10 protein-coding genes and 1 tRNA gene are annotated in these 11,539 nt (G+C 67.4%); 4 read left to right on the forward strand and 7 right to left on the reverse strand.

Annotated elements, in window-relative coordinates:
- The first annotated feature begins 65 nt into the window (after window positions 1–65).
- The 3 genes from ACRWNM_RS27715 (at window position 66) to ACRWNM_RS27725 (ending at window position 3,347) form a co-directional block, all read left to right on the forward strand.
- Complete coding sequence (locus ACRWNM_RS27715; protein WP_431971042.1) at window positions 66–284, forward strand: phosphopantetheine-binding protein; 219 nt, start codon at window positions 66–68, stop codon at window positions 282–284.
- 24 nt (window positions 285–308) lie between these two features.
- Window positions 309–1,817 carry a tryptophan 7-halogenase gene (locus ACRWNM_RS27720; RefSeq protein ID WP_431971043.1) on the forward strand — a complete coding sequence of 503 codons (1,509 nt, stop codon included), beginning with the start codon at window positions 309–311 and terminating at the stop codon, window positions 1,815–1,817.
- A gap of 201 nt (window positions 1,818–2,018) precedes the next feature.
- Window positions 2,019–3,347, forward strand: coding sequence for a cation:proton antiporter (locus tag ACRWNM_RS27725; protein WP_431971044.1), 1,329 nt, complete (start codon window positions 2,019–2,021; stop codon window positions 3,345–3,347).
- Window positions 3,348–4,578: 1,231 nt separating this feature from the next.
- Here ACRWNM_RS27725 and ACRWNM_RS27730 read toward each other — a convergent pair.
- Window positions 4,579–4,651, reverse strand: a tRNA-Ala gene (locus tag ACRWNM_RS27730).
- Window positions 4,652–4,773: 122 nt separating this feature from the next.
- Here ACRWNM_RS27730 and ACRWNM_RS27735 point away from each other — a divergent pair.
- Window positions 4,774–6,246 (forward strand): DUF222 domain-containing protein, encoded by a 1,473-nt coding sequence (locus tag ACRWNM_RS27735; protein WP_431971045.1) that lies wholly within the window; start codon window positions 4,774–4,776, stop codon window positions 6,244–6,246.
- A 36-nt stretch (window positions 6,247–6,282) separates the two neighbouring features.
- Here ACRWNM_RS27735 and ACRWNM_RS27740 read toward each other — a convergent pair whose 3' ends face one another.
- The 6 genes from ACRWNM_RS27740 to crcB (ACRWNM_RS27765) form a co-directional block, all read right to left on the reverse strand.
- Window positions 6,283–7,020, reverse strand: coding sequence for a DsbA family protein (locus ACRWNM_RS27740; RefSeq protein WP_431971046.1), 738 nt, complete (start codon window positions 7,018–7,020; stop codon window positions 6,283–6,285).
- 107 nt (window positions 7,021–7,127) lie between these two features.
- Window positions 7,128–8,471 carry an MFS transporter gene (locus ACRWNM_RS27745; RefSeq protein WP_431971047.1) on the reverse strand — a complete coding sequence of 448 codons (1,344 nt, stop codon included), beginning with the start codon at window positions 8,469–8,471 and terminating at the stop codon, window positions 7,128–7,130.
- Entirely contained in the window at window positions 8,461–10,104 is a 1,644-nt protein-coding gene (pgm, locus tag ACRWNM_RS27750) for a phosphoglucomutase (alpha-D-glucose-1,6-bisphosphate-dependent) (RefSeq protein ID WP_431971137.1), read from the reverse strand. Before pgm ends, ACRWNM_RS27745 begins: the two co-directional genes overlap by 11 nt.
- 47 nt (window positions 10,105–10,151) lie before the next feature.
- Entirely contained in the window at window positions 10,152–10,514 is a 363-nt protein-coding gene (gene crcB / locus ACRWNM_RS27755; RefSeq protein WP_431971048.1) for a fluoride efflux transporter CrcB, read from the reverse strand.
- A complete protein-coding gene (locus ACRWNM_RS27760) occupies window positions 10,511–10,873 on the reverse strand; it encodes a DUF190 domain-containing protein (protein WP_431971049.1) in 363 nt (120 codons plus the stop codon). Before ACRWNM_RS27760 ends, crcB (ACRWNM_RS27755) begins: the two co-directional genes overlap by 4 nt.
- 64 nt (window positions 10,874–10,937) lie before the next feature.
- Window positions 10,938–11,411, reverse strand: coding sequence for a fluoride efflux transporter CrcB (gene crcB, locus ACRWNM_RS27765; RefSeq protein WP_431971050.1), 474 nt, complete (start codon window positions 11,409–11,411; stop codon window positions 10,938–10,940).
- Between the last annotated feature and the right edge of the window lie 128 nt (window positions 11,412–11,539).

The following is an 11,539-nucleotide window of genomic DNA, read 5'->3' on the forward strand; positions in this document are numbered from 1 at the left end:
CCACAAATGTCAACCATTACCAAGAACAGGGGGTCCTCATGCCTGCAGTTATTTCCCGTGAACAAGTGACCGCGGATGTCGCATCCGCGCTCGGTGTCCCGCCCGAAGAAATATCCGACGACACGAACCTCGTGGACGCCGGCCTTGATTCGATCCGCTTGATGCAGCTGGTCGAGAAATGGCGGGCGGAAGGATCCGAGAACGCGGACTTCGTGACGCTCGCGGGGACACCGACGCTCGGCGCGTGGATCGCCGCGATCGTCGGACCATGGACAACCGATTAGTTCCAGATGGAGGGGTACACGGCAATGGCAACACACGAAGAACAGGTCGACGTCGTCGTAGTGGGCGGGGGCCCCGGCGGCTCGACAGCGGCCACTCTGCTGGCACGTCGCGGGAGACGAGTAATCCTGCTGGAGAAAGAGAGATTCCCCCGCTATCAAATCGGCGAGTCCTTGCTACCGGCTACCGTGCACGGTGTATGCAAACTCCTCGGCGTGGAGCAGGAGATCGCCGAAGCCGGCTTCATGAACAAACGTGGAGGAAGCTTCCGATGGGGCACCAATCCGGTGCCATGGAATTTCCTGTTCTCCATTTCTCCGGAGTTCTCCGGCCCGACCTCGAACGCCTACCAGGTCGAGCGTGCGAAGTTCGATGAGATCCTACTCAAGAACGCCGCCCGGCACGGTGTGGACGTGCGCGAAGAATGCGAAACAACCGGCGTTCTCGACGACGGTGGCGTCGTGCGTGGCGTTACCTACCGCGACAAGGACGGCACGCAGCACGCGGTATCAGCCACGTATGTGGTCGATGCCTCCGGGAACCGCAGCCGCCTGTGGCAGACCACCGGAGGCGAACGGAAGTACTCCGAACATTTTCAGAACATCGCGCTCTTCGGATACTTCAATGGAGGCGACCGGCTACCCTCGCCCAACAGCGGAAACATCCTCTGCGAGGCGTTCGACGAGGGCTGGATGTGGTACATCCCGCTCACCGATGATCTCACCAGTGTCGGTGCGGTGATCAGCCGCGAGCACGCAGCCAAGCTTCAGGGCGACCAGGAGAAGGCCCTCCACGGCTTCATCGACAAGACCAGCTACGTACGCAACATGTTGACCTCGGCCAAACGCGTCGACGATGACAGCATCTACGGCGAGATCCGCACCCGCAAAGACTATTCGTACGCCAACACGCGCTTCCACGCGCCCGGCATCGTGCTGGTCGGCGACGCTGCATGTTTCATCGACCCGGTGTTCTCCACCGGCGTTCACCTGGCCACCTACTCGGCCGTGCTCGCGGCGCGTTCGATCAACAGCGTGTTCGACGGGACAGCGAGTGCGGAGAGAGCCTTCGCCGAGTTCGAGGGACGATATCGGCGGGAGTACGCCGTGTTCTACGAGTTCCTGTCGTCGTTCTACAACATGCAACAGGCAGAGGATTCGTATTTCTGGCAGGCCAGGAGGGTCAGCAACCTCTCCGAGTCCTCGTTCGAAGCCTTCGTCTCCCTCGTCGCCGGCGGATACTCTCGCGAAGGCGTGCTCGTCGACGGTGCACAAGCAGCGGAACGATTCGCCCGCTCGTCGAAAGACATCGCCGACGCGGCCGCGAAGACCGGCGATATGGATACCGACTCGGGGCAGAGAATGGCTCACCTGTTCGGAGCCCCGGTGGTGCGTGAAGTAATGGAAGAAATGAACGCGATCCAGGCGATCATGGCCGGGCGTGGCGAGGTTCTGGAACCGCCGCTCCTCTCCGACGGTCTCGTACCGACCGCAGACGGGCTCGGGTGGACCGAGCCGACCGCCGCTTCCAGCTGACATCCGCACGTTTCGAGGGAAGGCCGCGGCCGTTGCCGGTGGCGGCCTTCCACCGAACCGCACACCACCACGACAGAGTCCGGCTCCAGCAGCAGACATGGTCCACATCGACACCGGACTCGGTCAGCTAAGAGGGGTGCGGACGATGACATGCCGTCACGTGCTTCCGCACGTCCGTGAGCAGACGACGATTGGCCAACCGTGTTCGTTCCCGTTCCCACCCTTGCCTCACACCAACTGTTGGTCTTCCTGATTCAGGTGGGTTTGCTGCTGGTGACGGCCCTGTGCCTCGGTCGACTAGCGGCCCGGTTCGGCATGCCTGCCATCGTCGGCGAACTTCTGGTCGGTGTTGTCCTGGGTCCCTCCTTGCTCGGCCACCTTGCCCCCGACCTGCAATCGTGGCTGTTTCCTGTCGACAGGGAACAAGCGCACCTGCTCGACGCGGTGGCACAGATCGGCGTCCTGCTGCTCGTCGGCATCACCGGCGCCCACCTCGACCTCGCCATGGTCCGACGACGACGCCGTTCTGCGCTGTCGGTCAGCCTCGCCGGCCTGCTGATTCCCCTGACGATGGGCATAGCGCTGGGGTACTACCTTCCGGCTCCGACCCGCCCGGACTCCGCCGACCGGATCACCTTCGCGCTCTTCCTCGGCGTCGCGATGTGCGTCAGCGCCATCCCGGTGATCGCGAAAACGCTCAGCGACATGAAGCTGCTCCATCGCGATGTCAGCCAACTGACGTTGGCGGCCGGCATGATCGACGACGCAGTGGGCTGGTTACTGCTGTCGGTGGTGGCCGCCATGGCAGCCGATGGCCTGACCCTTCTCGGGGTCGGTCTGCCCGCCCTGAACCTGGTGCTGTTCCTCCTCGCCGCGACGACACTCGGCCGTCCACTCGTCCGTTTCGCGTTCCGTCTGGCCAATCGGTCCGAGGATGCCGGGCCTTCGATTGCACTGGCGACGGCGGTCGTGCTGGGCGGCGCGGCGCTGACCCACGCACTCCAACTTGAGGCGGTGCTCGGCGCGTTCGCCGCGGGCATCCTCGTTGCGCAGTCCGGTGCGGCGGAGCCGACCCGCTTGGCGCCCCTCCGCTCTGTCGTGATGTGGGTTCTGGCACCGCTGTTCCTGGCGACGGCGGGCCTCCGCATGGACTTGACACTGTTGGCACGACCTGAGGTAGCAGTTGGCGCGCTCGCAGTACTGGCGGTGGCGATCGTCGGCAAGTTCGCCGGTGCCTTTCTCGGCGCCAGGTTGTCGAGCCTCACCACCGCAGAAGGGCTGGCGTTGGGTGCGGGGATGAATGCCCGCGGCGTCGTCGAAGTCGTGGTCGCGATGGTGGGGTTCCGGCTCGGTGTCATCGGAACAGAGGCGTACACGATCATTGTGCTCGTCGCCATCGTCACCTCGCTGATGGCTCCGCCGCTGCTGCGTTCGGCGATGAGGCGCATCGAGCACAGCGACGAGGAACATGCCCGGGAGTCCGCCCACGACCAGTGGACGCCGCGGTCCGCGCCGCCCGCCGCGGCCTGATACCGGTCCGCCAGGCGCTGTCCTCGCCTACACCCAACCCTCACCGCTCTGGACCAGCATCAGGAAGCTATTGATTTGGGACCTACCGATGACGGCGGATACTTGCACGGCGAAGAATCCCTCGAATGGGCCCGCACCTTGACCGCAAGGAAAAGCACGGGTCGCGAGATTGTCGACATCGACACTCCAGTGCGAGACTGCAGCGCTCGATGCCGACGAGCGCCCAGAACCAGGACGAGCGGCGAGAGTGGATCGTACCCGTCTCCGGCCACGTTGACATACGACGCCAATATTCACTGGCACAACCAACGAGCCGTTCCACGCGCGCCAGGTACAGCTTTCTAAGATCATCAGGGTGCCTGGTCATTCGGGCGAGGTCTATTCCGGTGGTGTAGCTGCCAAGCCATCGGTGGGTGTCCGCCGCCCCGTAGCGCTGCGGGGTGCCTGCCGCGCTGTGCGCCCAGCGGCGGGGGCGCCGCTGCGTTGTCGCGGGTTCCTACCCATCCCGGTTCCCCGGGTCGTTCTGGGCGGCACCAGAGGCAGAAGGTGCTAGTGCAGCGAGTTTGTTCGATTAGCGATGCCACCCTCAGCGGCAGGTTCGAAGAGCTGCACCAGCTTTGGGCAGGCTCGTCGTTAAACGTAGCGTGCTTTGAAGTCTCCGAGGCGTCTTCTTGGGTGCCTCGCCCAACAGCGCGGACGGGGAAATCCTGTTCTACCGGCCCGCCTGGAGCGTGCGGTTCTACGATTTCTCTACGATTTGCAGACGGGAATCGATGGGAACTCGGGGCAACGAACGAATAGCTTCGGGACTACAGAATGGCCATCTACCTGCGGCAACAAGGAAATCATGGGAAGCGCTGGGCAACGTTGGCACCCTGCGGAAACACTGTGCCGACTTCATGACCAACAAAGCCTTGAACGAAGCGCTGGGCTTCATCCCAGTCACAGGCATACTGCCCGGCAAAGACAACGGCACTGCCTGCCTACAGCGGGTATTCAGCTTCGATCATCAACCGCCTACCCGAAAACCGCAGGTCATCCCCGTTCCCATGTTCGATGTGCCCTGCCGGAGGCACGAACCTGCGACGACGGTAACCACAGCAGGTACACGACCGCCCCCATCGCACCGGCCAAACAGAATCCAGGACCCAAAACGGGGGGTAAGCGCGGGGTCAGACACAAAAAAACAGGTCAGGTCCGGTCTGAGACCGGGCCTGACCTGCTATTTCTGTGGAGCTAAGGGGACTCGAACCCCTGACCCCCACACTGCCAGTGTGGTGCGCTACCAGCTGCGCCATAGCCCCTTGGTGGGTCGCACTCGGTTTCCCTCGTGCCTGATGAAAGTTACACCACCGGCACGTCAGCAACCAAATCGCCTGGGCAAAGGGGTGGCGGGTGGGTGAACTCAACCCGTAGAATCGAACACATGTTCGAACACAATCAGCTCTCTGCGGTGGAGTTCGGGACCATGAGTGACGAGGGGTTGATCGAGGCGCTCAGGGCGGCGCACGGGGCTGCGGCCGCGGCGCAGGCGGCGGAGGTGTTCGCGGTGCGCGAGCTGTATCGGCGACACCGGGCCGCGAGCGCGGAACCCGGGCCGGGCGGGGTGCGGGCCGGGGAGTTCGCGGCGGCCGAGGCGGCGGTGGCGCTGTACGTGGACGAGGGAACGGCGGGGGCGCTGATCGATATAGGGCTCGTGCTGGAGGAGTCGCTGCCGCGGACCAGGGTGGCGTTCGCGGCGGGGCGGATCGACCTGGCGAAGGTGCGGGTAATCGTCGACAGCACGCGGGCGCTGACGAAAGAGGTCGTCGACGCGCTGGAGCCGCGCCTGCTGGAGGCGGCGGCGCGCACGAATCCCGCGCGTTTGCGGCAGGCGGCGCGGCGGTGGGCGATTCGGCTGGATCCCGCCGGTGCGCAGCGGCGCCGTGAGCGGCGGCAGGACGACCGTGACGTGCGAATTCGCGCCGTACAAGACAGCATGGCGGTGTTCGACGGACTCCTGCCCGCACCCGGCGCACAGACGGTGGCGATGCGGTTGCGGGAGATGAGCTTGCAGGTGTGCGCCGCGGATCCGAGGACGATGCCGCAGCGGCGGGCCGATGCGCTGGTCGCGCTCGCGGACGGGTCGGGGCGGCTGCGCTGCCAATGCGGCCGTGGCGAACGGTGTCCGAAGCCCGGTGCGCCCGCGCAGCCGCCGCGACGACCGCTGATCCAGATCGGGATCGCCGCGGAGACGCTGCTGGACATGCGGGAGGCGCCCGCGTTCCTGGCAGGCTACGGGCCGATCGACGCGGCGCTTGCCCGGTTGCTGGCCGAGCACGCGCGGTTCCAGGCGGTTCCCGAACATTCGGACGCCGATGCGGGCGCGACGGAAGAAGCGGCGCGGCAACGCGTCGGTCGCGAGATACGGGCGATGGACGGGATGTGCCGGTTTCCCGGGTGCACGATCCCGGCCGCGGAAGCCGAGGTGGAGCGCAGTGGCAGTGGACTCGCCGTGCTCTGTTCGCGGCATCGCCGACTGAAATCGTTGGCGGACAAGAGGAAACAGGGATGGCGGGTGTGGCGCGCCGATCGCGATCGGATGCAGTGGACCGCGCCGAACGGTGACGTGCACACCACCCTCCGAGAGGGTGCGCGGTACCTGTTCCCGCATACCGATATCGCACTGCTGGCAATAGAAGCCGCTGGCGTCCAAGCCTTTTCGAGCGTGCCGGGAACGGCCACGGTAGCCGACCGCCCGGGAAGCGTCCCGGACGAGCCGAGCCCGTTCACCGCCGATCGCCCGACCGGCGAGGACCTGCTCTACCCGCTCGACGGGCACATACCGCTGCACCGCCAGCTCAGCCGCATCGCGCCAGAGGACGACATCCCGGACGACGTCACGGCACACCAGGTCTGAGCCACGCGCGCCCGGCTCGGAGGGGGAGCCGGGCGGTCAGCGGGTCAGCTCGACCACCCACTCCTCGTTGTTCACGTCGATCTTGTTCTGCCCCTCGAACACCGACGGCGTCGCGGCGCGGCCGTCCAACCGCGCGTTCAGGTCGTCCATGGCCGCCTTCGCGTGCGCCTTGGCGCTCTCGACCTTCGCCCCGGTCGCCACGCACTGCACGACCTGGTCGGGCGCCCCCGCTTCCCGCGCCAGCCCGGGCAGCTGCTCGTTGCTCAGGTCGTCGCCGCCTTCCTTCGGCTGCTTCGACACGAACAGCAGCTCGTGGAACTTCGAGTACACCGGACCGTTGCCCGCCTCGGCGACGCATTCGGTGGCGGCGACCGCGCGCGTCGAGTAGTCCTTGCTGCTCGACTTCGGGTCGAGGAAGTTCACGTAGTGGTACCGCACCGTGAGCTTGCCCTCGTCCAGCTGCTGGGCCAGTTCTTGGCCGTAGACGCGCTCGAGTGCGCCACAGGCCGGGCACAGCGGGTCCTCGTAGACGTCGATCGCCGTGGGCACACCCGGCTTGCCGAGGACGACGATGCCATCGGGTTGCAGCACCGCGTGCACTCCGGGGTCGCGCACGGGACCGTAGCCGTCGTTGCGCACGTCCGGTTCGTCCCGGCTCCAGCGGAACGCCAGGAACACGATCAGCACGATCAGAGCGAGCGCGACGCCGCCGAGGGCGTAACTGGTCGCGCTGGACATCGGGCGCGGGGTGTAGTTCGAACGCGATTGACTCACGTCAACACTCTGCCGCAACCCCCGCGACCGATGTGCGCCGGGCGGGGCGAGTCGCGCACATCGGCGCTGCTCGCGCCATAGCTCAGAACAACGACTGCGCGTCCCGGCTAGCGACGGGAACCGGTGGGCGAGGCGTGCCGTTCGTCGTGGGTCAGGTCGCGCGGTTCCTCGCACTCGTCGGCGACGCGATGGGCGAGTTGATACTCCGCGTCGTCGCACGGCACGGCGGTGACCTGCTCGGCGGTGTGCCGTTGCAGCGGCTCGGGGACGACCGCCCACGCGGCGGCCGCGATGGCCAGCAGCGTGCCGGTCACGGCGAGGGCCAGTCCGTAGGAGGTGTGCTGGGCGAGCGCGCCGACGGCGATCGGGCCGACGACGGTGCCGAGGTCGGCGGCCATCTGGAACCCCGCGAGCACCGGGCCGCCGCGCGCCTTGGGCCCGATGATGTCGGCGAGCGCGGCCTGCTGAGTCGGCGTCAGCATTCCCGAGCCGAGCCCGGCGACGACGGAGGTCGCCAGGAGCCAGCCGAGGTCGGGGGCGTAGCCGAGCCCCGCGGTGCCGAGCGCGCACACCAGCGAGCCGATGACGAGGAACGGCTTGCGCCCCCACCGGTCCGACAACCGGCCGGAGAGGAACAGCACAGCGACATTGCCCGCGGCGAACGCGGTGAGCGCGACGCCCGCCATGCCGGTGGGCTGCCGCAGCACCTCCACCACGAGCAGCGGCACGAGCGCCATGCGGACACCGAATATCGCGGCGCCGTTGGCGAAGTTGGACCACAGCACCGCGCGGTAGGCAGGGCGGGTCAGCGCCTGACGGAAGGTCATGACGCGCAATTCGCCGCTGACCTCGGGCGCGGCCAGATGCGAATCGCGCAGGCTCAGGTAGACCGCGACGCTCACCGCGAGCAGCGCCGCGGCGTAGATGAGGAACGGCGCGCGCAACCCGAGCCCGGCCAGGGCGCCGCCCACCAGCGGCCCGCTCACCGAGCCGATCAGGAAGCTCGTCGACCACAGGCCCGACACCCGCCCGCGCTGTTCGGGCGGCGAGATGCGGATCACCAGCGCCAGCGACGACACGGTGAACATCGTCGAGCCGATGCCGCCCACCGAGCGCAAAACCAGGAGTTGCCAATAACTCTGGGCCAGCGCGCTCGCTCCGGTGGACACCGCGACGATCACCAGGCCGGACAGGTACACCCAGCGCTCCCCCAGCCGCTGCACCAGCCGACCGCTGACCGGCGCGAACAACAGCCGCATCAACGCGAACGCGCTGACGATCGCGGACGCGGCCGCCACTCCGACGCCGAAGCTGCGCGCGAACTGCGGCAGCACCGGAGCCACCAACCCGAATCCGATGGCGATGACGAACGCGGCTCCGATCAGCACCCAGATCTCGCTGGGCAGGCCTCCGGCTCTCGTGCTCGCCAGCGCCCTGGCTCTACAGCTCACCCGTCAGCGCCTTGCCCACCATCTCCTCCGCGGCCGCCTGCACCTGGGCCAGGTGCTCACTGCCGTGGAACGACTCCGCGTAGATCTTGTACTTGTCCTCGGTGCCGGACGGACGCGCCGCGAACCAGGCGTTCTCCGTGGTGACTTTGAGCCCGCCCAGCGGTGCGCCGTTGCCCCTCGCGCGGGTGAGCACGGCGGTAATCGGCTCGCCCGCGATCTCCTTGGTGGTGATCACATCCGGTGTCAACCTCGCCAGCCGTGCTTTCTGTTCCGGGGTGGCCGCGGCGTCGATGCGGGCGTAGGCGGGGCTGCCGTAGCGGCGCTCGAGCTCGACGTAGCGCGCGGACGGCGTCTGGCCGGTGCACGCGGCGATCTCGGCGGCGAGCAGCGCGAGCAGGATGCCGTCCTTGTCGGTGGTCCACACCGTGCCGTCCATCCGCAGGAACGAGGCGCCCGCGCTCTCCTCGCCGCCGAAAGCGAGGCTGCCGCTGAACAATCCGGGCACGAACCACTTGAACCCGACCGGCACCTCGTGCACGTCGCGGCCGAGTACGCCGACCACCCGGTCGATCATGGACGAGGTGACCACCGTCTTGCCGATCTTGGTGAGCGCGTCCCAGCCGATACGGTTCGCCACCAGGTATTCGATCGCGACGGCGAGGAAGTGGTTGGGGTTCATCAGCCCGCCGTCGGGGGTGACGATGCCGTGCCGGTCGGCGTCGGCGTCGTTGCCGGTGGAGATGTCGTAGTCGTCCTTGATCGCCACCAGCGCCGCCATGGCGTAGCGCGAGGACGGGTCCATCCGGATCTTGCCGTCGCTGTCCAGCGTCATGAATCGCCAGGTCGGGTCGACGAACGGGTTGACGACCTCGAGTTCCAGGTCGTAGCGCTGGCCGATCTCCTCCCAGTAGTCGACGCTGGCGCCGCCCATCGGGTCGGCGCCGAGGCGGATGCCCGCGCCGCGAATCGCGTCCAGGTTCAACACGTTCGGCAGGTCGGCGATGTAGTGGTCGAGGTAGTCGTAGCGCTGGACGCTGGTGGCCAGCGCGTGCTGCAGGGTGGTGCGCTTGACCTCGGACAGCCCGGTACGCAACAGCTCGTTCGCCCGCGCGGCGATGGCGTCGGTAGCGACGGTGTCGGCCGGGCCGCCGTGCGGCGGGTTGTATTTGAAGCCGCCGTCGCGCGGGGGATTGTGCGAGGGCGTGACCACGATGCCGTCGGCCTGGTGCTTGGTGCCGTTGGTGTTGTGCCGCAACACCGCGTGGCTCAGCGCCGGGGTCGGGGTGTAGCGGTCGCGGGCGTCGATCACCGCGGTGACGTCGTTGGCGGCGAGCACCTCCAGTGCGGTGGTCCACGCGGGCTCGGACAGCGCGTGCGTGTCCCTGGCCAGATACACCGGACCCGTGATGCCCCTGGTGGCGCGGTATTCGACGATCGCCTGGGTGATCGCGAGGATGTGCGCCTCGTTGAACGCGCAGTCCAGGCTGGACCCGCGATGTCCCGAGGTGCCGAACTCCACCTGCTGGGCCGGATCCGACGGGTCGGGGATGTGGCTGTAGTAGGCGGTCACCAGGTGGGCGATGTCCTCCAGGTCGGTCGCCCGCGCGGGTCGCCCGGCTCGATCATGGGCCATGCTCGGGTCTCCCTTCCAGGTCGGCTGCGCCCGGCTCGTCATCAAGATCATGCCCACAACCACTGGGTCGCGGACGCGGCGGCGTACACCGCGGCCAGGCTGGCCGCCACGCTGATCACGACATTGCCCACCGCGTAGGTGTAGGCGCCGTCCGCGACCAGTCGGATGGTCTCGTATCCGAATGTGCTGAACGTCGTCAACGCGCCGCAGAAGCCGGTTCCCGCCAAAGAGAGGAGCCAGCTGTCCGCGCTCGCGCCGTACAAACCGCCCAGCACCGCCGAACCGACAATGTTAACCGTCAAAGTTCCCAAAGGCAGCAGGGATTCGAAACGGGCGGCAACGGCGCGGTCGATCAGATAGCGCAGCGGCGCGCCGACCATGCCGCCGATCACGACGAGGACCGTGGTCATCGGGCCACCCCGAGGGCGGACTGCCAGGTCTCCACCGGCGACAGCGAGACGGTCACGCCGCCGAGCAATTCGGCGTTCTGCTCGACGAACGACCGCAGGCGCTCCGGCTCGTCGACGATCATCACTTGCACGGGAAGGTGTTCGGCCAAGTCGAGGATGCGGCTGGTGTGGATGCGCGAGGACGCGCCGTAGCCCTCCACGCCGCGCCACACGCTGGCGCCCGCCAGGCCCGCGTCGCGCGCGCGGCGCACGATCTCGTGGAACAGGGGGCCGTGCCGCCACTTGTCGTCCTCGTCGAGCAGCACCGTCAACCGCGCGGCCTGCCGCCACTGCCCCGCGTTCGCAGGTGAACCACTCATCGCATGACCCCCTTCCGTAGTACGTACCAGTCGTCCACCGCACCGCCCGCTGGCGATGCGCCGTTCACCGTCGTCCGCCGCGCTGTCGCGGTCCTGCCGTGCCTGCCGCGAGCCGCGCCACCCCCATGCCGAGCCAGACCGCGCCGAGCGTCGCCGCCAGCGTCCCCCCGAGATAGCCGAGCGCCTCGGTCGTGGCGCCCGATTCGAGCAGTCTACGAATCTCGAGACTATAGGTCGAAAAGGTCGTGAAACCGCCCAGCAACCCGACGCCGACGAAGGGGCGCAGCAGTCTGTGGGCTACCCAGACCTCGGTGATCAGAACCATCAGAATTCCGATCGCGAAACAACCGATGACATTCACGGCGAAGGTAGCCCACGGCACCTGGCCCGGCTGCGGCGGCCACCATAGTCCGACCGCGTAGCGCAGTACGGCGCCCAGCCCGCCGCCCAACGAGATCACCAGGAGCACCGCCGGCTCGACGGCCGGGATGCGGGCTTGCGAGCCCATCTGCTGACCTCCTGCCGCGCCGAACGTCATCGGCGTCATGCTATCGGTAGGACCACCCGGTCGGTTCGCCCAGGGGACGCGCATGACGAACAGCCACGTTCGTTGACATGGATCGCGCCGCCGACTACGAATGCCCCGAAGGTTTCGCCACGGTTCCC

The sequence above is a fragment of the Nocardia sp. bgisy134 genome (assembly GCF_965341865.1).
In the GTDB taxonomy this organism is placed as follows: domain Bacteria; phylum Actinomycetota; class Actinomycetes; order Mycobacteriales; family Mycobacteriaceae; genus Nocardia.